24 protein-coding genes, 1 tRNA gene and 2 pseudogenes are annotated in these 26,962 nt (G+C 65.8%); 16 read left to right on the top strand and 11 right to left on the bottom strand.

All coding sequences use genetic code 11. The features are described from left to right. Positions 1-13: 13 nt before the first annotated feature. On the top strand, positions 14-949 hold the full coding sequence (locus ABT130_RS24485) for an IS3 family transposase (RefSeq protein WP_350958913.1): 936 nt from the start codon (positions 14-16) through the stop codon (positions 947-949). Between the two features lie 37 nt (positions 950-986). On the opposite strand, the gene ABT130_RS24480 is transcribed toward ABT130_RS24485, so the two are convergent. Continuing rightward, entirely contained in the window at positions 987-1,277 is a 291-nt protein-coding gene (locus ABT130_RS24480; RefSeq protein WP_350958909.1) for a site-specific integrase, read from the bottom strand. Positions 1,278-1,434: 157 nt separating this feature from the next. Between ABT130_RS24480 and ABT130_RS24475 the strand changes: the two genes are divergently transcribed. Next, positions 1,435-2,523 (top strand): hypothetical protein, encoded by a 1,089-nt coding sequence (locus ABT130_RS24475; RefSeq protein WP_350958906.1) that lies wholly within the window; start codon positions 1,435-1,437, stop codon positions 2,521-2,523. 241 nt (positions 2,524-2,764) lie between these two features. On the opposite strand, the gene ABT130_RS24470 is transcribed toward ABT130_RS24475, so the two are convergent. The 6 genes and pseudogenes from ABT130_RS24470 to ABT130_RS24445 form a co-directional block, all read right to left on the bottom strand. Then, positions 2,765-3,250 (bottom strand): YxiG-like protein, encoded by a 486-nt coding sequence (locus ABT130_RS24470; protein ID WP_350958904.1) that lies wholly within the window; start codon positions 3,248-3,250, stop codon positions 2,765-2,767. 190 nt (positions 3,251-3,440) lie between these two features. Next, on the bottom strand, positions 3,441-5,423 hold the full coding sequence (locus ABT130_RS24465) for a hypothetical protein (RefSeq protein ID WP_350958901.1): 1,983 nt from the start codon (positions 5,421-5,423) through the stop codon (positions 3,441-3,443). A gap of 299 nt (positions 5,424-5,722) precedes the next feature. Beyond that, positions 5,723-5,929 (bottom strand): hypothetical protein, encoded by a 207-nt coding sequence (locus ABT130_RS24460; protein WP_350958916.1) that lies wholly within the window; start codon positions 5,927-5,929, stop codon positions 5,723-5,725. A 715-nt stretch (positions 5,930-6,644) separates the two neighbouring features. Further along, positions 6,645-6,761 (bottom strand): annotated as a pseudogene (locus ABT130_RS24455) (integrase core domain-containing protein); the annotation flags it as partial. A 116-nt stretch (positions 6,762-6,877) separates the two neighbouring features. Next, positions 6,878-8,677, bottom strand: coding sequence for a reverse transcriptase/maturase family protein (locus ABT130_RS24450; protein ID WP_350958898.1), 1,800 nt, complete (start codon positions 8,675-8,677; stop codon positions 6,878-6,880). Positions 8,678-9,167: 490 nt separating this feature from the next. Next, positions 9,168-9,950, bottom strand: a pseudogene (locus ABT130_RS24445) (IS481 family transposase); the annotation flags it as partial. A gap of 304 nt (positions 9,951-10,254) precedes the next feature. On the opposite strand from ABT130_RS24445, the gene ABT130_RS24440 reads away from it, so the two are divergent. From ABT130_RS24440 to ABT130_RS24430, 3 genes are all read left to right on the top strand, one after another. Then, a complete protein-coding gene (locus ABT130_RS24440) occupies positions 10,255-11,124 on the top strand; it encodes a GNAT family N-acetyltransferase (RefSeq protein ID WP_350958895.1) in 870 nt (289 codons plus the stop codon). Between the two features lie 245 nt (positions 11,125-11,369). Then, positions 11,370-12,020, top strand: coding sequence for an HAD family hydrolase (locus tag ABT130_RS24435; protein ID WP_350958892.1), 651 nt, complete (start codon positions 11,370-11,372; stop codon positions 12,018-12,020). Between the two features lie 215 nt (positions 12,021-12,235). Continuing rightward, a complete protein-coding gene (locus tag ABT130_RS24430) occupies positions 12,236-12,613 on the top strand; it encodes a RusA family crossover junction endodeoxyribonuclease (protein WP_350958890.1) in 378 nt (125 codons plus the stop codon). Positions 12,614-12,856: 243 nt separating this feature from the next. On the opposite strand, the gene ABT130_RS24425 is transcribed toward ABT130_RS24430, so the two are convergent. Further along, on the bottom strand, positions 12,857-14,125 hold the full coding sequence (locus tag ABT130_RS24425; protein ID WP_350958887.1) for an IS110 family RNA-guided transposase: 1,269 nt from the start codon (positions 14,123-14,125) through the stop codon (positions 12,857-12,859). 87 nt (positions 14,126-14,212) lie between these two features. Here ABT130_RS24425 and ABT130_RS24420 point away from each other — a divergent pair, with 87 nt between their 5' ends. Together ABT130_RS24420 and ABT130_RS24415 are read left to right on the top strand one after the other, a co-directional pair. Continuing rightward, the gene (locus tag ABT130_RS24420; RefSeq protein ID WP_350958884.1) at positions 14,213-15,301 is read left to right on the top strand and encodes a barstar family protein; all 1,089 of its coding nucleotides are present in this window, start codon (positions 14,213-14,215) and stop codon (positions 15,299-15,301) included. Positions 15,302-15,751: 450 nt separating this feature from the next. Further along, entirely contained in the window at positions 15,752-17,038 is a 1,287-nt protein-coding gene (locus ABT130_RS24415; RefSeq protein WP_350958882.1) for a hypothetical protein, read from the top strand. A 168-nt stretch (positions 17,039-17,206) separates the two neighbouring features. Here the strand turns inward: ABT130_RS24415 and fmdA are convergent, their stop codons facing one another. Beyond that, positions 17,207-18,463: a formamidase gene (fmdA, locus tag ABT130_RS24410; RefSeq protein ID WP_344747056.1), complete on the bottom strand. Its 1,257-nt coding sequence runs from the start codon at positions 18,461-18,463 to the stop codon at positions 17,207-17,209. A 1,097-nt stretch (positions 18,464-19,560) separates the two neighbouring features. Here fmdA and ABT130_RS24405 point away from each other — a divergent pair. The 4 genes from ABT130_RS24405 to ABT130_RS24390 all read left to right on the top strand — a co-directional run bounded on the left by ABT130_RS24405 (position 19,561) and on the right by ABT130_RS24390 (position 22,429). Continuing rightward, positions 19,561-20,085, top strand: coding sequence for a hypothetical protein (locus tag ABT130_RS24405; RefSeq protein ID WP_350958879.1), 525 nt, complete (start codon positions 19,561-19,563; stop codon positions 20,083-20,085). 33 nt (positions 20,086-20,118) lie between these two features. Further along, positions 20,119-20,424, top strand: a complete 306-nt coding sequence (locus ABT130_RS24400; protein WP_350958876.1) for a hypothetical protein — start codon at positions 20,119-20,121, stop codon at positions 20,422-20,424. A gap of 170 nt (positions 20,425-20,594) precedes the next feature. Next, on the top strand, positions 20,595-21,245 hold the full coding sequence (locus ABT130_RS24395) for an HAD family hydrolase (RefSeq protein WP_350958874.1): 651 nt from the start codon (positions 20,595-20,597) through the stop codon (positions 21,243-21,245). A 140-nt stretch (positions 21,246-21,385) separates the two neighbouring features. Beyond that, a complete protein-coding gene (locus ABT130_RS24390) occupies positions 21,386-22,429 on the top strand; it encodes an RDD family protein (protein ID WP_350958871.1) in 1,044 nt (347 codons plus the stop codon). A gap of 299 nt (positions 22,430-22,728) precedes the next feature. Here the strand turns inward: ABT130_RS24390 and ABT130_RS24385 are convergent, their stop codons facing one another. Continuing rightward, positions 22,729-22,869: a tyrosine-type recombinase/integrase gene (locus ABT130_RS24385; RefSeq protein ID WP_350958911.1), complete on the bottom strand. Its 141-nt coding sequence runs from the start codon at positions 22,867-22,869 to the stop codon at positions 22,729-22,731. Between the two features lie 348 nt (positions 22,870-23,217). On the opposite strand from ABT130_RS24385, the gene ABT130_RS24380 reads away from it, so the two are divergent. The 4 genes from ABT130_RS24380 (at position 23,218) to ABT130_RS24365 (ending at position 24,979) form a co-directional block, all read left to right on the top strand. Further along, entirely contained in the window at positions 23,218-23,421 is a 204-nt protein-coding gene (locus tag ABT130_RS24380; RefSeq protein ID WP_350958869.1) for a hypothetical protein, read from the top strand. A gap of 254 nt (positions 23,422-23,675) precedes the next feature. Further along, positions 23,676-24,263, top strand: a complete 588-nt coding sequence (locus ABT130_RS24375; protein ID WP_350958866.1) for a hypothetical protein — start codon at positions 23,676-23,678, stop codon at positions 24,261-24,263. A gap of 47 nt (positions 24,264-24,310) precedes the next feature. After that, positions 24,311-24,775, top strand: coding sequence for a hypothetical protein (locus tag ABT130_RS24370; protein ID WP_350958865.1), 465 nt, complete (start codon positions 24,311-24,313; stop codon positions 24,773-24,775). 138 nt (positions 24,776-24,913) lie between these two features. Further along, positions 24,914-24,979: transfer RNA gene (locus ABT130_RS24365), tRNA-Leu, on the top strand. Between the two features lie 213 nt (positions 24,980-25,192). On the opposite strand, the gene ABT130_RS24360 is transcribed toward ABT130_RS24365, so the two are convergent. Beyond that, complete coding sequence (locus tag ABT130_RS24360; RefSeq protein ID WP_350958863.1) at positions 25,193-26,095, bottom strand: LysR family transcriptional regulator; 903 nt, start codon at positions 26,093-26,095, stop codon at positions 25,193-25,195. 70 nt (positions 26,096-26,165) lie between these two features. Between ABT130_RS24360 and ABT130_RS24355 the strand changes: the two genes are divergently transcribed. Beyond that, positions 26,166-26,921, top strand: a complete 756-nt coding sequence (locus tag ABT130_RS24355; protein ID WP_350958860.1) for an SDR family NAD(P)-dependent oxidoreductase — start codon at positions 26,166-26,168, stop codon at positions 26,919-26,921. Positions 26,922-26,962 lie beyond the last annotated feature (41 nt).

Raw genomic sequence — 26,962 nt, 5'->3', positions numbered from 1 at the left:
GCCGGATCGCCGAATTGGAGACCGAGCTGGCCGTGACCAGGCGTGCCGCCGAGCTGTTGAGAGAGGCGGTGCCCCCAAAAGGCGGTTCGAGGCCATCGCGGTGATGGCCGCCGAAGGACTCCCCATCCAGGTCTGTTGCCGCATCCTGAACGTGTCAGAGTCGGGCTTCTACGCCTGGCGCAACCGTCCGCCCTCAGCCCGGACGCTCCGGCATGCCTGGCTGACCGACGAGATCCGGCAGGTGCACGCCGCATCCAACAGCGTCTACGGCGGCCGGCGGGTGCACGCCGAGCTCACCTTGGGGCGCGGCATCGCGGTCGGACACGGTGCGGTGGCCATGCTGATGCATCGCGCCGGTATCAAGGGGCTGCCCGGCAACAAGCGCCGCCGGCCTGTTCATCAGACACCCACCGCCGCGGATCTGGTCGACCGTCAGTTCGCCCGGGGCGCCCCCAACGAGCTGTGGGTCACCGACATCACCGAACACCCCACCCGTGAAGGAAAGGTCTACTGCTGCGTCGTCTTGGACGTTTACTCCCGCCGCGTGGTGGGGTGGTCCATCGATGCCAGTCAGACCGCGACGCTGGTCACCAATGCGCTCGGCATGGCGATCCATAACCGCACACCGCTGACCGGAACGCTGATCCACTCCGATCACGGGGTGCAATTCACCTCCTGGGCCTTCACCCAGCGCGCCAAGGCCTCCGGACTGGTCCCGTCCATGGGATCGATCGGTGACTGCTTCGATAACGCGGTCATCGAGTCGTTTTGGGGACGGATGCAGACCGAACTGCTCAACCGCAAGCGGTGGAAGACCCGCATCGAACTGGCGAATGCGATCTTCGAGTACTTGGAGATCTTCCACAATCGGCAACGACGACACAGTGCCCTGGGGATGCTCACCCCCATCGAGTACGAGATGCTTTACCCGAACGCCCAGCTGGCATGAGAGTCAACCAAGCCGACTCCACCGAACTCGGGGTACATCAGGAGGGGAGCGGGACGGTTCGCTCGGAGTCGTTGGTCTTGGGCCGGACGAACTGGAGACGGCCCTCGACACGCTGAAGGGTCTGGATCACTTCGAGTTTCGCGCCGTCGAGGTCGATGTCCACCCAGCGGAGCCCGAGGAGCTCCCCGCGCCGCAGCCCGAGGCAGAGCGCCAGGACGTAGAGGGCTGACAGCCGGTGCTCGTGAGCGGCCTTGAGGACCAGGCGGGATTGAGCCACGGTCAGGCCGCGGTTGACCTTGTACTTGGGCACCGGGACCTTGACGAGCATCGTTACCCCTCCCGACCAAGCTTGAGCGCACATCACGATACGACTCCCCAGCCCGAACGATCCATCAGCCGACGTACATGTGAATACGCGGGCATACGCAGGCGGACGTGCAGTGCTGTTGATCAGGCTCTAGAAGGGTTTGCGGCATACTGCCTGGATGGCGACTGATGCCCCGACACTGCTGGGGGCGATCACCTGCCCGTCCGGGCGATTGGTGATCGCCGACACTGGCTATCTGGGTTCATGGTCAGGAGACACGCCACCGGTAGCGGACGATTCCATGTTCTCCGCTGTGGACGACCCAGCGTTGCATGAGAGCATTCGCGCGTCGGCCGACCTGGCCGTGGCCGGCCCCCACGCCGAGTCGGCCGCTCGATCCTTCAACCGCCAGTCGGGCACGTGGCTCTACGACATCCCCGGACACGGTGTCGAGCAATTGACCAGTACCTTCGCCGCGCATTGCCAGGCGCATGGTTTCGGGGCCTGGCTAGAACGCCAAGAACCGCGGGTGGCGCATCGTGAGCGCGTCGAACACGCGGTACGGGCCGGTGGTTCGGAGTTCATCATGAACGGCGTTCCGGTCGTGGCGATCGGTGGCCTACCCACTGATCAGGAAGTCACGGTGATAGCGACTCCCCGGGATTACGGGCGAATCGGTGTGCGGTGGGAATCGATCTCACTGAGTGTGCGCTCCACGCAACCCACATCGACCAGGCTCCTTGGCCATGTCGGGGTGGATGCGAGCCGGCTCAGCCTCGTCGATGCCGACGCGCTGGGAGCGTGGCGGCACGAGGAGCCGATCGACGGCATGGCCGACGTTGCGTTCTGGGGACGATCGGTACAGGAGGCGGCTGCTCACTTCGGCGCTTCCCCCCTGGCCAGTCCGGGCGAGGATGGGGTGTACGGGTGGGCGGACCTATCTGTCGACGAGGCCACTGACCGTGCCATCGCTTTGCAGGAGTGGAAGCAGGCCATTCCAGAACGGATGATCGCGGTCGACTTTCGACCCCACTCCCACCACTGGCAGGTTATGGCCAAGGTCAGAGCTGCAGAGCACGAGGCTGGAACGATCGAGGTCGATGGCACCCGGACCATGTGCTTCATGACCAGTTGGGGCGATGGGCTCTTCCCTGTTGCCGCCGACCACGATACCGACGGACACCTCGCGCGAATCCGGATCATGCTCGGAGACCCACAACGCCAAGACCAGCTTGAGGCGATGTACGACCGGTTCAGCCTGGACTGATCACAACACCATGGTCGCCGCCGACCACCACCCAAATCTGCTGGTTCATCTGCACCCCGCTGCGCATATGAGCCCACACGCTGACGACTACCGCTGAAGCGACTGGCCGCGTACGACAGCAGTAGGCGTTTTCCCAGGTCAGCGGGTAGCGCTTGGAATGTCAGGCCCCAAGACCTCTGCGACAGATCCGGCTCAGGAGGTAGGTGACACTCCGGCTAGATGATCTGTTGCTCTCCGACGCCTATTGAATCGGAAACTTGTGGTCCGGTCCCTGCCACTGGGACGGAAGTTCTTCGACCTGCAGGTCGGAGAAGACCAGACTCAGGTCATGGGCGTTGGTCTGGATCCGGACCTCGTGGAAGTCGATGCCGACCGCTGCGGCCCAGTGTCGGGCGGCCGGTGAGTCGGCGATGAGCGTGGCCCCGGGGTAGAGATCCTGCCAGTTGACGCCCCAGACGTATCCGTCGAGGTCGACGCCGGTTTCGTAGGTGATGAGCCGGTCATCGAGGGACTTGCGCCAGGTGTCGGCGGGCACGGTTGTGGTGCAGGTGGCCTGCACGCAGTGGCGGAACAGGTAGCGCAGCGTCGCCGGCGCGATCCCGCTTCGCGGATCAGTGGTCGCGTGGATCACGAGTTGGTAGTCGCGCATGTAGTTCGTGAAGCCGTGGCGGAGCAGGGCCTGGTCGAAGACGTCGTCCAGAGCCTGCTGCAGTTTCACCGGATCCATGCACGCAGTTCTACCTGCCGCTGTGATCTTTCTGCTAGGCCTCCCACTCGGGTCCGCGTCACCCGGGGCAAAGTAACTCTGGGTGACGGCAGAGACGGGGGTGCTCTGCTGACCGTGGCCCCCAGCTCCTAGGTAGATCACCCTGTCAGTGGCTGCTGAGAGGGCGTCAAGGTGGCCGCTTCTGGTCGCGTTATTGGCGGGAGAGTGCGCGAGTGAGGCCTGCCAGGATGGTCGTTGCGAGGATCCACCCTGCAGTGATCATCGCCGCGGCGAGCCACTGTTGTGCGCCGCGCGGGCCGAAGGCGCTCTCCTGTCCGAAGCTGATGATCGGGAGGAGCAGGTCCAGGGTGTAGAGGAAGGCGTTGAAGGGGGGAGCCTCGCCTGGCTTGAAGGCCGGTGGCTGGTGGGCGGTGAAAACGACCGTGCCGATAAGGAGAAGGGCTGCGAGCCAGAGCGCAGCGCGGAAGGGTCGGTAGCCGTACCCGACGGTCCAGTCCTGCATATATCCCCACAGCCGTGCCCCGAGCCGCCGCCCCGAGCGGCGGCGACGCTGTTTGGCCAGCAGCACGTCCCGAGCAGCCTCATCGTGGCCCTGCCGGCGGTAGACGGCGGCCAATTGCTCATAGGGTTGAGGTTGGTAGTCCTCCCTGGCCAGCCAGTCAAGTCGCTCCTGGACAGGCAGGGGAGCCTCCAGGCTGTCATAGGTGAAGCCGTTCATCAGGACGTGAGCAGGCCACCGGCTGGGAGCGTCATCGAGTACGCCGACCCGACTGTGGCGAAGGTCGACGGCCCGCAGCAGTTCCGTCTGGGGCCCGATCTTCAGCGAAGCCGCTTCTACACCACGAAGGTGAAGGTCACCGTCGATGGTGGTCTCCGCAAGGCACAGTGTGGCGGCGATCCGGGAGTTCCTGATCGAGACGTCTCCCGTGGCCGCGAAGCCTTCGCAGCAGTCGATGCCCCCGCCCGCGATCACCTCCCACAGGGACAGAACCCGCCCGCCGGGATTACTGAGGGCGGCACCGTGAAACTCCAAGCTGCCCTCGATTCGGGCGTTGATGAGCACGATCTCCCCGTCGGCACGGAAGCCTTCGCTGCAGCTGAGCCTGCCGGTGACCCCCAGCCGACGCAGGGAAAGCGCCGTCGCACCCGGGTTGGACAACGTCCCGCCGTCGAGGTTGACCGATCCGCGGACCTGGGTGGAGTCCAGAAAGACCTCTCCGTTCGCCACAAAACCTGGTGTGAGCCGCAGTCCGCTGCCGATCTCCATCAGCGGCGCGTTCAGCGCGCGTCTTCCCGGATTGGCGAGGCTCGCCTGCGCGAAACGGAGCGAACCAGCCACGCGGGCTCCGCGCAGAAGGACTTCACCTTCGGTCGAGAAGCCGTCATCGATGCGCAGCCCGCCCTCGACACTGAGTCTCTCCGCGTTCAGGGCGATGCCGTCCGGGTTGGACAGCTGGGCTCCGCTGAAGACGCACCGGCGCCCTATCCGGGCGTCCTGCACGCTCAGCTCCCCCCAGGAGCGGAAACCGCGGGCACACGACAACCCGCCGTCGATGACGACCCCCTCGGCGGTGAGGCTGAAGCCGCCTGACCGCCCGACCCGTGCGCCATCGAGGGTCATCGTCCCGCCGATCCTGGCGCCAACAACGCGTAACTCACCGTCGATGACGGCGTTCACGCACAGAAGATCACGGTCGACAATCAGGCCGTCGGCATGGACGGCCTGAAGTGCGTGGATCGCTGCGCCGCTGAGATTCAGTGTCCCGGACACGTGGGCCCCGGCGAGCTGGATCGGGCCGGCCATCTCGCAGCCTTCCAGGCGCAGTGCCCCGCCGATCACAGCGTCTACGGCCTGCAGTCCGGGTGCCCGGGAGGCCGCGAGGTCCACCAGGCCGGTGCGGGCTCCGGTGAAGACCGGCGTTTCCTCGAACTCGCACTTGGTCAAGATCAGAGGGTGTTGTACCTCGGCGTACGACAGGTCCAATCGGCCCGCGATCCGGGCGCCGGACAGGTGCATGCCGGGCGTCTGCCCTGCAAGGCGTTCCCGGGCGCCGAGCAACATCCTTGCGATGATCGCAGCCCGAACGGGGGTGCCGGGAAGATCCACAGGACGCGCTGTGGGAAACGCCTCCCAGAGGGCGAGTTCCGGCTCGGACAGATCCTCGATGATCACAGGGCACTCCTGGAAGGTCGTACGCGTCGTTAAGGAGAGCCTCCAAGGTCACCATCTGTCTTAGCAACCTTCATGTTTCATGCCCGGCCCATCCCTTGGATCGCAAAGTGCGCGATTCGCAGAAATGACCGATTGGGCGAGGTCAGGGTTTCCCTTGTTCGACGAGGCGTTCGCCCAGGTCACCGCTCGCAGAACTCCTCTCACAACCGGAACGTTCTGAGAGACGGTTCTGAGACATCCACGACCTGCGCGAACGCTCTACTTTGCCCCTGGTGACACCGACCCGAGCGGGGCCCCTGCTAGCGCTGAGGTTTGCGGACTTTGAACCGGGCGATGGGCTTGGTGGTGGTGCGGGCGACCTCGGCGATGACCTGGCCGGCGCGGGTGATGCGGAAGGTGGCGTCGGCTGCTTCGACGGTCACGGTCACTGCGGCATGGCCGATGCCGACGCCGATGCGCTGTCCGGCGACGGCGATCCAGCCGCGGCTGCTGACCCGCCGCTGCACCTGGACGGGTTCGGTGGCCGGCTGGGGTGCGGGTCCGGCGGGGCGGGCATCGCGCAGGCGGGCCGTGGCCTCGCCGGTGAGTGGATTGGGCAGGGGTGCGCAGCAGCGTGCGCCCCTCGCTCAGGTGCAGCACGGCGCCCTCCAGACGGACGGTCAGCCGGCGTCCGGCGAACGGGGAGCCGACCGGGTATTGCCGGCCGCCGAGGGAGACCAGGCCGGAGGCGTTGACGGTCCGCTCCACCTCGACCGCCGCACCGGCACCGGGGTGAGCCGGTGTGGTGGTGGGCTGGATGCGGGTGCCGCCCTCGGCGATCAGCTGTCGCAGGTGCTGCGGGGTGAGCCGGGAGGGCACTTTCTTGATCCTCACCCCGGCGGCCAGCAGCTCGACGGTGCCGGCGTCGGCTCGCAGTGTGACTGTCAGGCCCGCGCGGTGGGTGCCGAGCCAGAACTGCTGCCCGCAGACGGTCAGGTTGCCCGAGGCGGGCACGATGCGGGTGAGCTCAACGGCCAGATCCACCGGATCGATCTCGTTTCCTGGTATCACCGGTCCTGCTGCCTTGAGCGGCAGTGGCGTCATCACCGGCTCAGGGGGAGATTCGGGCTCAGGTTCCGTCTCAAAGGCGGAAAGCGCTCCTGCGGCGTGGAGGGGCGCCGGCAGGCGCAGCGGCAGCCTCTCATCGCAGCGGGGCCGAAAGCGGTCGGCGGGACGGGCCATGTCCAACCCCTGGTGGGGGCGGTGGGTGTTGTAGTCGGCGACGAAGGCGTCCAGGACCTGCTGGGCGTGCTCGACGCTGTCGAACGGGCCGTGCTCATCGAGCAGTTCGCGCCGCAGGGTCTGGGTAGGGTCGGCCGAACGGCGAGGTGCCAGCCCGTAGGGCTGGTCCTTTTCCGTTCGGCCTCCCTCCGAACCGGGCGGACCCGTTTCCGAGTACCCGGCTCTCCAGCGATCTACTGCGTGAGCGGTGATGCAGAGTACCCGTGGATCAGGTCGTGGCAGTTCCCGCAGATGACGAGGGTCTTTCTGCGGATCTTGGCCATGACCGTAGCCCAGGCGGGCTGCGGCTGTCCGGTCCGTTCGAGGTCGGTGAGCTGGCGGACGTGGTGCACTTGGATGTCGTCCGTTCGCTCGCAGAGCTCGCATCGTCCTTTCAGCAGCCGGGTGACCAGCTGCCGGTTGGGATAGACGGGGCCGGTGTGTTGGCGGTCGGTGAGGACCGCGTTCTTCTGCCGCTTCAGGGGGATGCCGCCGAACCAGGCGACCAGCGGTTTCCTGCCCTCGCGCTCGATCTTGGCCTCGAACCGTGTGCGCAGCCCGTGCGGTGTCTCGACCTTCACTTTGTGACGGGCGGCGGTCTTCGTCACCGTCGAGCGGTGCTTTCTGGCCAGGGTGTGGAGCATGGAGGTTTCCATGACCCAGCGCAGCCGGTGCAGTCGGAAGACGTCACTGGCGAGCAGGTAGTACTGGACGATGCCCCGGTACTCGGCCCCGAATCTGGCGACGATGTTGTAGTCGCTCTCGTTGACCATCGGGTTCCGGCATGCGGGTTTTCCGCGTGACAAGTACGGGGCGGACTTGGCCTTGACCACCGAAGCGGGAACGTGCAGGACGACCGTCCCGTTGAGCGATCGGCGGTTGCGCCCGTCGCTCTTGGATGGTCTTCGTGTCCTGGTCGCGCTGCTCGCGACGGCGATCTCATAGCCAAGGAACCTGGCCCGCTGGGTGCGGGCATGGGTGATCAGTGTCTTGTCCGGCGAGAGCTCCAGCTTAAGGTTGTCACGCAGGAACTCCGTCAGACGCTGCTTGATCTGTTCGGCTTCGGCCTTGGGTCCGGCGAACCCGAGCAGGGTGTCGTCGGCGTATCGGCAGTACCTCAGTCTCCGGTAGCCGGGATCACGGGGGTCCTGGCTGGGGAGGCCGTGCAGCCGCCGGTAGAGGTCCCGCACTTGCGTGCGGTCGCCCTTGCGGCGGGCTCTGACGATCGCTCCCTCCACTGCCCGGTACTCCGGGTTGCGTGCCCGGAGCTTTCCCCGAGTGAACTCGGGGATCAGAGTCTTCTCGATGAAGACGTCCAACTTATGCAGGTAGATGTTCGACAAGATCGGGGACGCGATGCCGCCCTGCGGGACTCCGCTGAGCGTCGCGTTCCAGGTCCAGTCCTCCAGATATCCGGCTGTCAGCATGTTGCGCAACAGCCGCAGGAACCGGTTGTCGTGGATCTTCTCGGCCAGGATCCCGACCATCACCTGATGATCGAGCGATCCGAAGCAATCGGAGATGTCCCCTTCGACGAACCACGTGGTTCCGGTCCAGGTGTTGGCCACTTCCCGCAGCGCGGTGTGGCAGCCTCGACCGGGCCGGAAACCGTGGGACCGGTCGGAGAACGTCGGCTCGTAGTAGGCCTCCAGCAGGAGGCGGACCACTTCGCCGACGAGCTTGTCCGACCAGGTCGGCATGCCCAGCGGGCGCGTCTTCCCGTTCTTCTTCGGGATGTACGTCCGCCGGACCGGACGAAACCGGTAGCGCTCGTGGCGCATCGCGGTGACGATCCGGTCGATCTTCTTCATCGACATGCCGTCCGCGGTCTCCCGCGTGACCCCCGGCGTCATCGCGCCCTTGTTGGCGTAGATGCGGCCGTAGGCCAGCAGATACAACTGCGGGTTGAACATCTGCCGATACAACTCTTCCAGCGGCAGGCCGCGCCTGCCGCGCTCACGCAGGACACCCAGCACCGTTTCGGCGCTCTGCATTACGCATACCTCCCGACTCTCGGTGTCCCGATCACCTGGCCCCCTTCGCCCTGCGGACGGCTTTCCCGTCCTCCTCGGCCGGTCGTGACTCCGGCGACTACTACGAGGCCTCCGTCGCCATGGGGCTCGCGCCCTGTAGGCGATCCCACGTTCGTCACGGTCGTACGTATCAGCGTGATTTAGGCGTCCCGTTCGTCTCCTTCAACACCCTCACTGGGCGTCGCTCCTGGCCCCGAAGGTTGCGAATTCGTTCTTCAACCCACGTCGCAGGGCCGGCACCGGTTTCAGTCGCCTTTCCGGTGGATGTGAACTTCCATCTTCTGGAGACTGGGATTCAGGCAATCCAGCTTTCGCCATGTCACACGGGTCCCCCAGAGCACCGTCCCTGACGCTGAGCCCGGTCTCTGGTTTCCTGGCATGCTCTTGTCCCCATCAGCCTTTCGGCGTTGGGTAAGCCATCAGACCCAGGAACCTCCCTTCGAGTTCCTCCTGGATGATCCAGGGATACGACCATGCGCCTCGTGGCGCACTGGAAGCGCTCGATCTTGCCGGTGGTGGTGGGCGAGTATGGGCGGGTCAGCCGGTGGGTGATGCCGTTCTCGCGGCAGATCCGGTCGAACAAAACCTCTCCGCCTCGGCCGAAGCGGGCGGTGAACTGCTTGCCGTTGTCGGTCAGCAGTTCATCGGGGATCCCGTGGCGGCGCAATGCGTCGGCCAGGGCCAGGCACACGGCCCGGCCGGTGGGGCGGGCCACCACGGTGGCGGCCACGCAGTAGCGGGAATGGTCGTCCACCCCGGTGACGATCTTGCATTCGGTGCCGTCGGCCAGCATGATCCCGCCGACGATGTCCATCTGCCACAGCTGCATCGGCTCCGAGCGCTGCCAGCGCTTGTAGTCCTCGCGCCGCCGGCCTCTGGGGACGGGCTGCACCAGGCCATGGCGGATGAGCACCCGGTGCACCGTCGCCCGGGACGGCACCGGTCCGGGGCAGGTGCGGCGGGTCAGCTCCCACACCAGACGGCGGGCGCCCCAGCGGGGGTGGTTGCGCCGCAGCTCGCAGATCAACGCCTCCATCGCGGCCGGGATCCGGGTCGGGGAGGTGTGCGGGCGCGATGAGCGGTCCGACAGCCCGTCCAGGCCCGCATCGCGGTAGCGGCCCAGCCATCTGTGCACCGTTTGACGGGAGACTCCGAACCTTCGGGCGACCTCGGTGACGCTCGCCCCGGATGACACTTGCAGCACGGCTTGGTACCGCTGCTCGACCACGCTCAACTCCGCCAGCACTCGGCGAAGTGTCACACAGGTCCTGAGCACGATCTGTCACGCAGATCATGAGACCTGACAAATGTCGGTCAGCACCTCCTCCGGCACGCCGAAGGTGCGCATCACGGTGGCGAACGCCTGACACACCGCCCGCCCCGACGCTTCAAGGGCCGCGCGGAGGGACTGAAACCGCGTTGACAGCGACACCGGCGGGGATGCCTACTTACTGCCCATCGGCACCGCCGCGCCGGCCCGGCGTCAGCCGCCACGGCCGGCCGTCGGGCGATCAGCGACAGTGAAAGAATAAAGGATCATGGTGGACCTGGGCATGGACGCGCTGACCTGGAAAGAGTTCGGCGAGGAACACCTCGCGGCACTGGCTGAACTGGCCGAGGCGTGCCTGGCCGTCGACGGTGGCCTCCCGCTGTTCACTAGCTCTCCGCTGCTGCGAGCCCGGCTGCTCCAGTCCCGTACCCTCGGCGCCTGGCACGAGGGCGGCCTGGTCGCGGCCGTGAGCGTCGGCACCGCCGGGCAGCCGGCTACCAGCACCGGCCTGGTGAATCCGGCCTGGCGGGGGCGGGGCGTCGGTAGCCGGCTGCTGAGCTGGGCAGACGAGCAGGCCGGCGACGCCGGTCTGCTGCTGACCACCGAGTCGTGGAATCCTGGCGCGGACGCCCTATTTACGGCGCGCGGCTTCGAGCGGACCTTCGTCGAGTGGGTGCTGCGCCACGACCTCACCGCCCTCCCGGAGGTCGCCCATCCCGACGGCGTGACCACCGAGCCGGTGACACTCGATTCCGAGCTGTTCGCGGCCTACCGGGCGTCCTTCGCGGACCGGCCCGGCTTCGTCGAGCCGGTGGCCGAGGAATGGCTGGATGGGCTGCGGGAGGACGACGGGTACCGGCCGGACCTGTCCCTGATCGCGCGCGGTCCCGACGGCACGGCGGTCGGCTTCTTCAACATCATCGACAACTGGATCGACCAGGTGGGCGTGGTCCCCGCCTGGCGGGGCCAGCGGGTCGGAGCCCACCTGGTGGCAAGGGCGCTGCGGTCGCTGGCCGCCGACGGTGCCCGGGAGGCGTGGCTCTGCGTCAACGACAACAACCCGGCCGCCTCCCTGTACCAGCGGCTCGGCTTCCACGACGCCGGCCGCCGCGCCCGCTACCTGCGCCGCCGCGCGTGACCGCCGCTACTTCAAGGCGGCCCGCCCTCCGAGGGGAGCGGGCCGCTTCGTCGTCTGGGCGAGCCGCCGAAAGAATCAGCGGCGCTGAGAGCCTCTGAAAGCGCCTGAGCGGCCAGCGAATGGAAGACATCGCTCCGGGTCGGGACCGACGGGCGGTCATCGCGGCCGGGTCCTGGCAGTGACCCGCTGATCAGGCACCGGCCGAGACGGGCCGGACTGTGCAAGGATCCGAAGTAAGGATCGATATGCAGCGGCTTGCACTCTTCGACCTGGACAACACCCTCATCGACCTTGACGGGGCATTCCGGCGCTGGGCAAGGGAGTTCGCCAACGAACACCGGCTCAGCGGGGAGGCGATCGGCTGGCTACTCGAACTCGACCAGGCCGGTTATCCACATCGTGAGGTGTTCTTCGCCAAGGTCCGCGACCGCTTCATGCTGTCGGAGCCGGTCGAAGTGCTGTGGAGCCGCTACCGGAGGCGGATGCCGCACCTCGTGCACTGTCGGCCCGAGGTGCTGGACGGCCTGGCCCGGCTGCGGGCGTCAGGGTGGCGCATCGCGGTCGTCACGAATGGGACGGCCGACAATCAGCTTGGGAAGATCCAGCAGACAGGGTTGGCCGAGGCCGTAGACGCCTACGCGCTCTCTGACATCGAGGGCGTCCGCAAGCCCAAGGTTGGACTATTCGAGATCGCTGCCAAGCGGTGTGGCATGAGCGTTGTCGACGGCAGATGGGTGATCGGTGACCACCTCACCGCTGACGTAGCTGGCGGTCGCGTGGCCGGACTGCAGATGATCTGGGTCGATCGCAGCACCTGGCCCGGCCATGAGCACAGCGCGGATCACGTCGTCACTGACGTGATTCAGGCAATTGAGATCTTGTGCGGAGAGCCGTAGACGGAAACTCGCCGATCCATAGATCTTGCTAACGCCGGTGCTAACAACAGCCCTGGACGACCATGGACATCGCTGGAATCTCCGACGCCAGATACCGCCTCTGAGCAGGCGTTTGTGCCAGCGGTGGACGGCTGTGGACGTCCTTGACCTTGCTACGGATAAGAAGGCGGTTCGAGTCATCTCGGCCGCGCAGGCGACGTGCGATCCTAGAGCGCATGACGGATCGCCATGTTGTGACGATTCAGGTGACCGGTCGGCCTGCTACCTTCGCTACAGCCCACGAAAAGCCTTGGAAAGATGCCGTTCGATCGGCCATCGCTGCGAGCGGAGTGCAGCCTCAGGACGCGCGTTTCGCTGTTCGTTTGGAGTTCCGGCTTGCCACGGCCCGTAATGCGAACGAGGTCTGGGATCTGGATAACCTCATCAAGCCCACACTTGATGCGATGGAAGGCGTCTTCGGCATAAGGGCATGGCGGGGGACACCGCAGCCCGCCGATGACAGAGTCGACCGCATCGCGGCTGTCAAGCGCCTTCCGAGGGCTGGCGAGGTCCCAGGGGCGACGATCGATGTATGGGTTATCGAGCCGGACTAACCAGTCCAGGAGGGTTCTTGGCTTTATGCGTAGCTCATGGGACGACAGGGTGACAGCAGTGCTGACAGCAACGTCCCCGCACACGGGCTCACTTCGGCTACCGTCCACGACCCTCTGACCACGGTCTCCGCTACCCGACCAGGGTGATTGGTCCGCCTGGCTCGAAAATCGGTCCGTTAGTGGGCAGGCGGCAGCGAACCTTGACCGGTGATTTCGGAACTGGTTGTGCGGAGCAGTGTGGGGTCAGGCGGCTGGTTGCAGGGTGACTTTTTGGCCGGTGAGGTGTTCGAGCTGGCGGACCAGGTCACGTTCACGGCGCTGGGTGGCCAGGCGGGATTGGTAGAAGTCAGGGCCAAGGTCGGTGAAGCGGGCCTCTGGATCGGATAGCAGGTGCCAGATGATGGTCAGTACGGAGTTGCCGATGGCGACGATGGCGCGTTTTCGGCCCCTCCGGCGGGCGAGGCGCCGGTAGCGCTCGCCGAGGAAGGTGTTGGAGCGGGAGGTGGTAGCCACGATCTCCCCGACGGTGGCGGCGATCCACGGATTGCCCTTCCCCGTGGAGCCGCCCTTCTTGCGCCGGGCGGAGTTCTTGTCGATGGGCGCGAACTTGGCCCAGGACACCAAGTGAGCCGCGGTGGGGAAACGGCTCATGTCCACCCCGATCTCGGCGATGATCTCTTGGGCGGCGATGGTGCCCACCCCGGTGATCTCATCCAGCTGCATCACCGCGGCGGCATACGGGGCGATCCGATCGGAGATCCGGCCGGAGACCTGCTCGACCTTCGCGGTGAGGTCGTCGATACGCTCGACCATCATCTGGCACAAGAAAGCGTGCTCGTCGGTGAAATGCCCCCTCAGGGCCTCCTCCAGGACGCTGATCTTGGCACGCATGGCACCGCGCGCCATCTGCGCCAGCACCCGGGGGTTGCGTTCCCCGTTGATCAGCGCGGCGAGCATCTGCCGGCCGGATACCCCGAAGACGTCACTGATCACGCTGGACAGCTTGATCTGCGCGTCCTCCAGGAGCTTTTCCACGCGCTGCTTCTCGCGGGTACGCTCACGCACCAACGTCCGCCGATAGCGGGTCAAGTCCCGCAGTTGTCGGATCGGCTTGGGGTGCACCAGGCTGGGACGGCACATGCCGCGCTCGACGACCTTGGCCAGCCAGACCGCGTCCAGCTTGTCGGTCTTCGGGCGGCCAGGGACGTTCTTGACGTGCTTGGCGTTCAGCAGCCAGCAGGTGAAGCCCTCGGCTTCCAGCAGGTAGTAGACGGGCTTCCAGTATTCCGAGGTTGCCTCCATCGCGACCAGAGTGATGTCCTGGCAGCGCAGCCAGTCGGCCAGGTCCAGCAGCGAGGACATCAAAGTGGAGTACTCGCGGACTTCCTGGCGGCGTCGGCCGGGCCGCTCCTCGTGCGGGACCCGCACGCATACCACCAGCCCTGTCTTGGCGATGTCGATGGCGGCGACGCGGTCGATGAGTTCGAGCGGTTCGCAGGTGGTGTCCTCCATGGTTCGCCTCTTCACGGCTCCCGGGGGTGGGTGGGGGATGGGTGGTTGCCCGGGGAGCCGGCGGGGAAAGTGGAGAGCCGGGCTCACGTGCTCGAAGCGACAGTCGGGGGCCCCTCAAGCGGCTCCCGCGTCAGACTGAAAAACGGCCTCGAACCGGCACCAGGCGGAACACGACGTCGGCGGGCAACCACTCCCGATTTTCACGCCCGGGGGGCGTCAGCGCCAGCGACAACATGGACTGAAAAGCGGAAGGTCGGCGGTTCGACCCCGCCCCTGACCACAGCAGCTGAGCAGCACAAACGCCCCGAGCGATTATCGTTCGGGGCTTTTCTGATCTTCGGTGACAGCAATGTCATCCGATTACCGGTGAGCGTGAGACACGTGGATGATGTCCAGCCGAAATTCCTCCTGATTGACGCAGACGAGCAAATCTGTGGCTCCTGCCTTGATGCCGAAGGCGTCTTCGTCGAGGCGCCGGAGGACGACGAACATGTGACCGTCGAAATCCTGGGCTGCCTCCCCTCCCAGCGGATGCGTGACTACCTCAGCGGATCCAAGCGCTACCGCCAGAGGAACCCGCTGGGGCTGGAGGCGCTCCGGATGCTCGATATGGCAGGGAGTCCGCTCGCGGAGTTCTGGATGGGCGAGATCATCGACTGGCGGCCCTCACCGCTCGGTCGTGAACGGGTGGACCTGGTCGCCCGCTGGGGGGAGGACACTCCCTCCGCTCGTGCACGGCATGTCTGGGAGCGTTGGCGTACGGCCAGGCCCGACCGGATCAACCAGTGGGCCGGCTACGCGGGGACAGACAGAGAAGAATGGCTGACCATCGTCCGCCACAACAGCCGCTGGCGGACAGGACACCCCGATCACCCATCGGGACGCACCTACGATCTCGACGGAACGCACGTCACCGACAAGGCGAGCTTCTACCTGGCGATCGGGGAAGCGGTCAACGGGCCGGGTGGTTACTTCGGTTGGAATCTCGACGCGCTGAGCGACTGTCTGTGTGGGCACTTCGGAGCGGAGGCGCCTTTCACGCTGGTCTGGCACCGTTCGCACATTGCTCGGAAATCTCTCGCCTTCTCATTCGAGGGAGCGGGTGCCAACTCGACCTACTTCGATGTCATCCGTGCCATCTTCGAGGAGCACGGGGTGGACATCGTGCTGAGGTGATCCTCTGTCGCCTGGATGTTCACCACCTTGCGGGCCGATTCGGGATCGCCGTCCAGAGGACAGGGTGTCGAGGTTCGGTTGATTCGACGTAGGGCGTCTTCGAGCTCGCCTTGCCACGTCTTTCGGCCCGTGCGGTGTGCCGCCTGTCGTGGCTCCGGGTAAGGGGCCCGGCGGGATGGCGGGCATTCGCGGAGCGGCCGGTGAGGCATGGTCCCGATGCCTGTCAAGACGCTGAGAACCTCGCTGATTCGCCCTTTTATGTCCTCCTTGAGTGATCTTGTCACGCTCCAATGCGGACGTTTGGATCGAGGGAGTGATCTTCTGCGGCGCGTCACAGGCGGCGGGTTCCGGGTACCTCACCCGTCTCGCCGCCTGTCCTGCCCGGCCCGGTCCTCTCGCAGTGGGCGGGTCGCCGGCCCGCGCCGTCCTCCACGAGAAGGAGTCGTGACCATGACCATGCTGACCTACACCGTCCTCACCGACCCGGCGCCCCTGGAGGCGTCGGCATCCGGGCGGTCCCCGTCCACGGGGACGGTGTATCTGCTCGTCACCAACACCGGGCCGCAGGCGGCGTACTGGTCCACGATCACGGTGGAGGTGCCCGTCGGTAACGGCGCCGGTGATCTCACCTCGGACTTCAGCACGATCAGTCCCAGGGGTGAGTACGGCACGCGGTCGGGCGCCCGGTCGCCGGTGAACGTCCAGCCGGGGTCAGGGGGTTCCAACTCCTTTCAGGTCACCGCCTCCGGCGGCAAAGCCTCTTTCGTCTCCGGTGACCACCTGGTGCTGACGCTGGAGAACGTCACCGTCACCGCTGCCGCCGGGCTGGCCGTGCTGAGGGTGACCGAGCACACCGGCAGAACCAGGACCGGGCGCCTGACCGACGGCTTCGCGGCGGTGGCGCTGGTGAAGACCGCTCCGAAGGAGATTCCGGCGCCGCGCGACTTCCGCCCGGACAACGCCATGGTGGACGCCGGAACAACGATCACGCTGAGCTGGGAGGGGTCCGACGACTTCGAGTACAGGATCCTGTTCCCGGGTGGGCAGGAGACCGTCCCCCAGGGGGCGCGCTCCTGGTCACCGGCCGCGGCCCCGGGGCGGGCCACCACCTACACCCTCGCCGCCACGTCCCGCAGCACGCCCGGGCGGGAGCACTTCCTCACCACGACCGTTCAGGTGCGCAATCCCGTTCTGGAAACCCTCACCGTCACCACCGGTGTCACCACCCCATGGGTGCAAGGGGCGAACGGCAGTGACGGAACCATCACCTTCTCCCAGGGCGCGGTGAACGTATGGAGCGCGTTCGGCTCCCAGGAACGGGGGACGGTGTTCGCCGGAAAGGCCGACCTCACCGGGGTGAACACCGAATGGGTGCAAGGAAGAAGCACCGATGACGGATGGATCAGCTTCCCCAAGGAGGGGCTGAACGTGCGCCATGGAAGCGGAGCATGGGGAACCGTGTTCGCCGAGAAGGCCGACCTCACCGGGGTGAACACCCGATGGGTGCAGGGAAGGAGCACCGAAGACGGATGGATCAGCTTCCCCAGGTTCGGGATCCAGGTATCCCGGGGCGGGACGGACAGTGCCAAGGACGGCGTCGTGTACACGGAGAACATCTACGCGAACGACAGGGACGACAGCTCGTTCGTCAACCTCCACAGCGAGGGGATAACCGTGTACTCGCCCAACGGGAGGAACCGGATCGGGAGCGTGACGGCCCGCATCGACGGGCAGTGAACGGGGTGTGAGGCGCGGGCGCGCGGATCGCCGCACCTGGCGCCGAGGCCCGTGCGTCCGCACTCCCGGTGTTCCCGCGGTTCCCACGGGTCCGCGGTTACCTAAGCCGTTGAGCTGCATAAATGCCTGCTCCTACGTCCTGAGGGCCAACAGGGCGGGCAGCGGTTCTCAGTCGAAGCCGGCGTGCGGTGCGCTGGTGCCCTGTGGCACGCGGAGCGGACCGGAGGCGCCGGGACGGATGTCGAAGTCGAAGATCGCGGTTGGAAGGTAGATGGTGGCGCAGGAGTTGGGGATGTCCACCACCCCCGACAGCCGGCCCTCGATCGGCGCGGCGCCGAGCAGTAGATATGCCTGCTCGGGGCTGTAGCCGAACGCCGTCAGGTAGTCGATCGCGTGCAGGCAGGCACGCTGGTAGGCCAGTTGCGAGTCAAGATAGCGCTGCTCGCCGTCCAGGGTGACGGACACCCCGGAGAAGGCGAGCCACTCACTGTACTGAGGGCCGGTGCGGCCCGGCATGAAGATGGCGTTCTCGCCGACGCGGTACGTTTGCATACCATCCTTGATGACTTCGACCCGCAGGTCGATGAAGCCGCCCATCTCGATGGCACCGCAAAAGGTGATCTCGCCGTCGCCCTGCGAGAAGTGCAGGTCGCCGACCGACAGGTTCGCGCCGGGTACGTACACCGGGTAGAACACGCGGGAGCCCCGGGTGAGGTTCTTGATGTCCTGGTTGCCGCCGTTCTCTCGCGGCGGCGCGGTGCGGGCCGCCTCGGCCGCGATCCGGTCGAACTCGGATGGGGAGACAGAGCCGAGAACGGCGTCCCGGGGCTCGGGAGGCAGGGCCAGCGGCGGCACTCTCTGCGGGTCCGTGGCTATCAGCGCCGATTCCCTCGCGTTCCATTTCGACAGCAGCGCCGCCGACGGCGCGGTGCCCATGAGCCCGGGGTGGGTGATGCCGGTGAACGACACCGCTGGGATATGACGTGATGTGGCAGTCTGGCCGGAGAAGTCCCAGATCGCCTTGTAGGCGTCGGGGAACTGCTCGGTGAGGAACCCGCCGCCGTTCTTGGTGGGGAAGATCCCGGTGTAACCCCAGCCCTGACCGGCCAGCGGGCCGCTGTCCTCCTGGGGGATGGGCCCCAGGTCGAGGATGTCCACGACCAGCAGGTCGCCCGGCTCGGCCCCCTCGACCGCGAACGGGCCGCTGAGCGCGTGCACCGTCGTCAACGGGGCGTCACGGATGTCCTCGGCGGAGTCGTCGTTGTGGATCGCACCGTCGAACCACTCCCGGCAGTGGACCCGGAAGCTGTCGCCGGGTTTGACCCATGCCACAGGCGGGATCGCGGGGTGCCAACGGTTGTGACCGATCTTGACCTGGTCGGTGAACTTCCTCTTCGAGTCGAGCGGGAAAATCAACTCTGGCACGGCTGGATTCCTTTCGGCGCTGCGAGACGGTTACGGCCGCGGCAGGCGGCTGGTAGCGGGATGGGCGACCGTCGCACCTCCGGTACGGCGCTGCGGCAGGGACGTGACGACTTCGGGCTCGAAGGCGCTGCGCTCCGCGCGCTGCAACCGGGGGGACATGGCGGCCGGAGTACGCGCGAGCATCGGCGCTGAGAACGCCCGAACCGAGGCCGCGCCGCAGTCTGGGCACGGCACCGCAGCGGGTGCGGTGCCGATCGGAAAGGTGATCTCAATTTCAGAGCAGCACGGGCACCGATAGACATATACCGCCATAGCACGCGCCCTTCGAGTGAATCCGAAATGGTTTTCCCCGGTCGTGACCCTCTCTGCCGACGTGATCTCGGGGAATGGTCTCAGATTCGGATGTATCCGCAATTTAACGTATGAATGCAATGCAATCCATCTCGCTTCCGCCAACTTGCTCGCACAATAAGGTAGATCGCTTAGTTCATAGGCAGAAATAAGAGGAAATATTCCTTTGTTTGCAATACATAAACCATGTGGCTTTTTGTAGACCGTGCTCTCCTGGAGCGGGCGCCTCAGGCTCAGATGCTCCTCGTGAGGTGGGTAGTTATGGAGCCTCCCGTGCTCGGCTGTCGCGACGGATGGATCACCTCGTCGAGTGCCGCCGCGAGGCCCTGGGCGGACTGTCGCAGCTGTGGTCCGAGGGTCTGCGAGCCGGGATTATCACCAACGGGATCGCGGACAACCAGCTCGGCAAGGTCCGGCGTCGTTCGCCTTGCTGCCGGTTTACCTAGGTTGAGGTGACAGCGACGCCCCCGCTGCTCGTGTTCTGGACGATCTCGCTCAAGCGCAGGAATGGGCTGGCGGCTCTTGCGACGTCGGAAGGCGCGTCTGTCGGCTCAGACCGCAGTGCGCTATCTGATGGGCCGAACCGCCGACCATCCCGCCCCGGCCGGCCGCGGTGCGGATCTCTGCCCAGCTCCGTCGTAGGTTGTGCCGAAGACCAGAGACCACTGGCCGACCGCGACGGTCACGTCCTGTAGGAACTTCTCACAGAATGATCTCTCAGGGCGTCACGACGGTACGGTATGCCGATGGCGGATATCTACGAACTCGTGCTGTCGGTGGACATCCGTGCTGACGTGACCGACGACGAGCTCGCCGAGCTGCGGTGGCATGTGGGGCAAGGGCCACGACCTGAGCGACTGCCAATCGGCACTGACAGATACGTGGAAACCTATCCACTCGGTGATCCCAACGACCCCGATTGCGAGTGGGAGGACGCGGAAGCGGAGCCCGTGTTCGCGCAGCGCGGCGCTGCCTGGCGGGTGGGGGGCGCGCTCGTTGCCGACTTGGTCGCGCGAGAGCGATCGGACGGCTGGGCGCTGACGGTACGCCAAGAACTCCATCCCGACGACTTCTACCGGCTCCGGACACTGCTGGACTGGCTCGGCCGGTGCTCGGTCGACGCACATGCCGGCGGTGTCGAATCCTTCGTCGGCTACCTGCGCTTCCACGAGAGCACCGAGATCACGTCACTTGTTCTCTTGAACGGGCGGATTCGCGTGCCGGAGGACATCGAATCGCATACCCCGCACTGGGAGAACAGCAAGTTGTGACCGGCCCGGCCCGTGACATGTCGGAGGAGACAGGTGATCAAGAAGGATCCGCTGAGATTCGGGCCTGGACGGGCATGGTGCTACTGGCTGATGTTCGTTCTGAGCGTCGCTTTGGTGCTCACAGTCGGAGTCCATATGGCCAACCGCGACGATCTGGAGAAGGCGAGGCGATCAGTCACCACGCCGGCCGGGGAAGACGACACATCGAACGCGAAGATCATCGACAAGGATCAGCGCATCGAGATTGACGAGGACAGCCCGTTTTGGCCGCTGATCGAGGAGCTTCGAAGTGCTTCCCCTCAAAGCGATTCCACGGCCACGGATTCCAAGAAGGAGTGATCGGGCTGGCTGCGAGCGACCGCCGACCCTGGAGAGGTCATGGAACGATCATGTTCCGGGTGATTGTTGATCGAGAGATTACCGCAGGTCAGAGCAAGTGCCTTGCCGGATGAGTGATCGCTCTCCTAATGCGGGTGTCTCAAGTTGACGCACCCTCGTAGGGGGGCGCCGTGCAACGGCTCGCACTCTTCGACCTGGACAACACCCTCATCAACCTGGACGAGGCATTCCAGGCGTGGGCTGGGGGGTTCGCCGGCGAGTATGGCCTGGGGCGCGAGGCGATTGGCTGGCTGACCGCTCTTGACCGTGCCGGCTACCCGCATCGTGAGGTCTTTTTCACCAAGGCGCGCGATCACTTCGATCTGGCAGAGCCGGTCGACGAGCTATGGAGCCGCTACCGTCGGCGTATGCCGCACCTCGTTCACTGCCGACCCGAGGTGATGAACGGCCTGTCCCGGCTACGCACGTCGGGCTGGAAGGTCGGGATCATCACCAACGGGACGGCGGACAACCGGCTCGGCAAGATCCAGCGCACGGGACTGGCCGAGGCTGTGGACGCCTACGCGCTCTCGGGGCTCGAAGGCATTCGCAAGCCCGACACCGGGCTGTTCGAGATCGCCGCTCAGCGGTGTGGCATGGCTCTTGCCGACGGGGGATGGATGGTCGGTGACCACCTGGTCGCCGACATCGGCGGGGGACGGGCGGCCGGCCTCCGTACGGTCTGGGGCGACCGGGGGACGTGGCCCGGCCAGGAACACGAGGCGGACCATGTCGTCACGGACGTGCTGCAGGCTATGAAGATCCTGCACGGCAAGCGCTGACCGAAAAGCCGCATCGTAGCTCGGTGGGAAACCGGCTCTGATCCTTCTCCGATGTGTGGTGCGGTGCCCGACCCGGCCGTCGTGTCTGTGCTGCGTGCCGGGGCATCGTAGGGTGTCGCTCCCAGCGCGAAAGGATCATCGTGCCGCAGTTCCCCCGGTTGTCACGGTCAGCGCTGTCGGTATGGGTGGCGGCTGCGGCCGTCGCCGCCTTGCCGACCTGGGGGCCGCGGCGTGAGCGATTCGATCTTGAGGAGCCCACCCCGACGACCTCCGGCAATATCTACGAGCTCGTATGCCGGTACAGCGGTGAATCGACGCTGTCACCGCTCGCCCCGCTGCGCCGTGATCTCGAAGCGGTCATGGAGATCACGGAGGACTGGGCGGTTGCGGCCCTCGTGGTCCTGCTCGGCCTCCTCGCGTGTCTCGGCCGCGGGGACCCCGGAGTGACGGGCCGGCGGGTGGCGGGGCTCCTCGTCCTGATCGCGGTCATCGAACCGCTCGCCTCGTTGTACAGCTATCGGAGAAGTTGCGATGAGACGATCCCGCTGTTCAGCGCCGGCTGGTTCAGAGGGGCGGCCGGTGGGTGGGGGATCACCCAGCTGTGTCTCCTGGTGGCCGCGGCGCTGGTGTTCGCCGCGTCGCGGGCGATGCGGTCCGCCGCTGCGGACGAGCCGGGCGCGTCACAGGCCGAGATGATGTGGCGTCGGCCGGTGGCGGCCCTGGTCGACTATTTGATCGTGGTTGCGGTCTTCAGCGCTGTCGTGGGGGTGGCCTGGCTCTTGATCGACATCGACATCGAGGTTCGGATGGGAGCCGGACTTCTGGAGTGGGCCGACGCGTACGTGTTCCGGAGCAGCGTGAAGCCCGTGGGAGTGACCATCCTGGGTGGGCTGTTCCTTTACTTCTGGGTGCAGCACGCTCTGTGGGGGCGGACGCTGGGCAAGCGGCTGCTGGGTGTCCGGGTCGTCGTCGCGCGGACGGGTGGACGGCTGGGCGCGGGCAGGGCCGCGCTTCGCACGCTGGTCTTCCCCCTCCTCGCCTTCGTTCCCGACGTCGGGCTGTGGTGTCTCCTCGCGGGCGGGTTATGGATGCTCTTCGATCCCGAAGGCCGGGTTCTCCATGACCGCTGGCTGGGCGTTGTGGTGGTACGCGACCGGGTGAAGAACGCTCAGCCTCAAAACTGATCCAACATCATCTGTGTGATCTTGCTAACGCGGATGCTAACCACAGGTCTGGATGGTCTTGGACGACCATGGACTGAGAGACCTCACCGAGCCTGTCCGACCAGGCCCGGAAGACGGCTGTGGACGGTCCTGGACCATCGTGTTCTAACTCGTAACGAAGGGGCCTGGGGTTCGATTCCCCAAGGCGGCTCATAGTGTGACCAGGGCGTTCACCTGGAATCGGGTGGGCGCCTTCGTCATGCCGGTTGCAGTTCTGGTTGCAGTTCCCACCGAGGTGGTTCAGCGGGCTTTCACGGAGCTCAGCTCCAGAGGGCCTGGCCCATGCGGCGCATCCCGTCCTCGGCCATCGGTGAGGCCACATGCGTGTAACGCTGCGTAACCCTGATGTCCGAGTGACCGAGGATCTCCTGCATTGTGCGGACGTGGACGCCCATCTCGATCAGCAGCGTTTGTCATGCACATGGGCCTCCCGGACGCCGGTGGCCTTCAGGAGGTCCTTTCACTTCTCCCAACCAGCGCAAACATCATCTGACCTGTGGCTTCTCGCCGCAGGTCTTTTGCTCGCCGGGCCACTGACAGCAGCCGAATGCAGCCGTAGGTCAATGATCGCGAACCATTTGCGAACCGTTCTTGAGGGCGTTCGCCGAGGTTATCGGCTCTCCCACCACGGTGCATGGCGCGGCTGTCCTGCACGGAGCAATGACTGGAGTGCGATGGCGCTTCCACGCGCCAACTGGCCTGACCTTCCGGCACGGACACGAGCAGCCGTCGAAAAGTGGATCGGACCTGTGACAGCGGCCAGGACGGCGTCAGGAGGTCTGAACTCTTCGGTCGCGGTCATCCTCGATGCGAATGCCGGCCGCGTCTTCATGAAAGGGCTTCGCCGCGACCACCCCCGGCGCTGGGCCCAGGACATGGAAGCAGCCATCCATCCCTATGTCCGCTACTTCTCCCCGCGCCTGCCACAGCGAATCAAAAACGTCTTTTTATGAGAACTGGGGTAGGGGCGAAAGTCAGTCCGACGGTCTGCCGTCTTACCTGCCTTGCATATCTCTGTACTTCGCGCCGACGAATCAAAAGCGAAACCGAATGTGCCCGGTCATGAGCGGGGCGAGGAGGTAGAACCACGCATCCGTCTAATGAGCTTTGCGCTGGGGATGGGAACCACATGTCGGAGGCCTCAAGTACGGTGTCGTTGACGACGGCCCGCCCAGACCGCCAAGACCGCCAAGACCTGGAGAATGACGTGCACTTTTTCGATATCGCGGTTCCGGAGACGGATGACTGGGAAGCATGGCTCGCCTACGCGGACCTGCTGATCGGGGCGGGCGACCTGCGGGGCGAGGCAATCCGGCTGGAGCATCGCTGTGAGAGCGGGGACGGGGACCAGGCCCAACTGGCCGCAGTCTATGAGGAAGTGGAACGGCGACTGGGACTGGATGGGCTGCGAGAGGACGGCTCCTGGCAGTTCACCAGTGACATTTTTGGCTGCCCCTGCTCGCTCGATCAACTCGACGAGCTTGACGCCTTTCAGTTCCCCAATCTTAAAGAACTGGACCTCAGCCAGGCTGATTTCAACGCCACCTCATATGAGCTATTTTCAGCCCTTGCAGATTCCTCAGTCCTTCCTCAGCTTGAACAGCTGTCCATCGGGAACCTGACGATCGATCAGGCGGACTGTGAGGGTGATCCGCTGGCCACGCTGGCTGAACTGGCGCCCCGATTCGCACACCTTGATCTGCACGTGGACGACGTCATCGACATCGAAGGCGCCGATGAGGAGGAAGTCGATCGAGTCCTCTCCCGATTCGGTCTGAGCCAAGCGCTCCGGTGAACTCCGGCATGTAACGCGCGGGGTGGGACGAAGGGTTAGGGGTTCTTATGAAGCGCTCGACGATCGCGGTGCTCGTGGCCGCTGCTGTGTGGGGCGGTGCTCTGCTCGTTCCCGTCGCTTTCTTCGTGCTGAACTACGGTTGCGATGCCGACGATGACCGGCTCGTCGACTCTCTCGGCATCCTCGATGTTCGTCCGGCAAGCGCGACACCGCAGGAGGGACGCGACAGCTCTTGCGATGAGGACGATCGGATCACGACCGTCTGGCAGACTTACCGGTCCTCGGGCCCGCGAGCCGACGTGCTGCCCTTCTACCGAGACATCGCGCTCAAGAACGGGTGGACGCCCCCTCCGGAGGATGACGGTGAAGGGGTGTACTGCTTCACCAAGTCCGTCGAAGGAAGAAACGTCGAGCTCTCTGTGCAGTTTGCGGATGCGACGGGAGAGAAGTATGGCGATGACTACGAAGTACTCGTGAGCACTTCCGCGGCCGGCCTGAGCTGGTGGTGTTGACACCGCGGAGTCTCTGAATGCTTCGAGCCTCCAGCGCCGGCTACGGGAGGTGGGGCTGACGACAACGGTGACGACAACATCGGCCACCGCGAGCACACGTCGGCAGCCGTCCACAACCTTCTGACCTCGTGTCGGTCGAGCGGAGCAGGGTGATCGTTCCGCCTGAGAAGCGGAAGGGAGGCGGTTCGACCCCGCCCCTGACCACCTCAACCGAGCAGCCCGAACGCCCCGAGCAGGCTACGCTCGGGGCGTTCGTGTTTGGCATTGACGACCAACGGACGGCAGCGTCAGTTCTCCGTGATGTCAGGCGGGGTGAACTTGAGGTTGGCCAATGGACCGCCATCACAGGGCTTGGTCGCACCTTCGGAATCGTGAGCAGTGGGCGCTCTCATGGAGTGCTGGCCTAAGGGGGTGCCGCTACGGTGCGAGGGGAGGCTCACATCCGAGGCGGGCGGCGTTCGGTTGGGTTCCGGAGGTTGGCCGGCGTGCCGCGGTGATTGCGGCATGGACGAATGCGGCGAGTTGCGGCGATCGACTGCCCGCCGGCCAGGCGAGCATCAGCGTGGTGGTGGGGGCGTCGAGGACCGGTACGCACACCAGACTGCGGGGCAGGTGGTCACGGACGGATTCGGGCAGCAGCGCCACGACGTGGCCCCAGGTGATGAGCTGGGCGAGTTGACCGGTGTCGTGTACCTGCGGGCCGACTGCGTCGGTGGGCTGCGCGCCGCGCCAGATGGGCATCGTCTCGCTGGACAGGTCGGCCATGGACAGGCGGTCTCGTCCGGCCAGGCGGTGATGCCGGGGCAGTACCACGACCGGGTGCTCGACGAGGAGGTCCATGGTGTCGAGCCCGGCGAAGTCTTGCTGCGGGCTGTGCATGAACGCCACGTCGGCGCGGCCGTCGCGTAGCAGGCTCGCCTGTTCTCCGGCGCCGCAGATATGCACATCGACGTGGACGTCAGCGTGTTGGGCGCGATACGTGGCGAGCAGGTCGGGCAGGAGACCACCATCGCCGGCCGCCTTCATCGCCACGACCAGCCGGGGTTCCGGCTCGCCGGCCCGTCGCGCGGACCGCACGGCACGCGCCATCGCGGCCAGCGCCGTTCGGCCCTCGCGCAGCAGAGTCTCACCGGCCGGCGTGAGCTGGACCGAGCGGCTGCTGCGTTCCAGCAGCGTGACGCCGAGGCGGCGTTCGATCCGTTGGATCGCGCGAGATAGCGGCGGTTGGGCGATACCGAGGCGCTCGGCCGCCCGGCCGAAGTGAAGCTCTTCGGCCACGGCGATGAAGTAGCGCAGTTCGCGGACCTCCAGCGGATCCATACCGGCAGGGTATCGGTTGGGGCGGAGTTGGTGTTGGCCCGATCGTCGATCGGATTGGTGAGATCGAGCCATGACCGATGAAATCAGCCACCACGGCGAGGTCGCCCTGGTGACAGGGGCGAACAAGGGCATTGGGTTGGAGATCGCCCGGCAGCTCGCGGCGCTCGGGATGACGGTGCTGGTGGGAGCGAGGGATCCGCGCCGACGTGACGAGGCCGTCGCCGCCCTGCGACCGGCCGGCGGCGACGTCTGGCCGGTCGCGCTGGACGTCACCGACGCTCCATCGGTGGACGCGGCCGCCGTGCACATCGACGACCAGTTCGGCCGTCTCGACGTCCTGATCAACAACGCCGGGATCAGCGGCGGCGCAGATCAGGCCCCCGCAGGCACTGACGTGGACGCCGTCCGCGCGGTGTTCGACACCAATGTGTTGGGGGTGATCCGGGTAACCGAAGCGATGTTGCCGCTGTTGACCCGCTCACCCGCGGCGCGCATCGTCAACCTCTCCAGCAGCGTCGGATCGCTCGCCCTCATGAGCGACCCGGACGGCCCGCTCGCTCAGGTGCCGGCGTTCCTGGGATACGGGCCGTCGAAGACCACCGTGAACGCGTTGACCGTGCAATACGCCAAAGCCCTGCGCGACACCAAGATTCTCATCAATGCTGCGGATCCAGGCCGTTGCGACACCGATCTGATAGGGCAAAGCGGTTTCACCTCCGACCGCACCGCTGCGCACGGCGCCGTGATCGCGGTACGGCTTGCCACGCTCGGACCTGACGGACCCACCGGCGGCCTGTTCAACGACCATGGCCAGGTGCCGTGGTGAGCGCTCCAGTGCTGCCGACGTGCCCAGGACCCAGGCTACGA

Origin of the sequence: Streptosporangium sp. NPDC001681, from assembly GCF_040298085.1 — a bacterium.
In the GTDB taxonomy this organism is placed as follows: domain Bacteria; phylum Actinomycetota; class Actinomycetes; order Streptosporangiales; family Streptosporangiaceae; genus Streptosporangium.
This window is presented reverse-complemented; position numbering and strand designations above follow the sequence as displayed.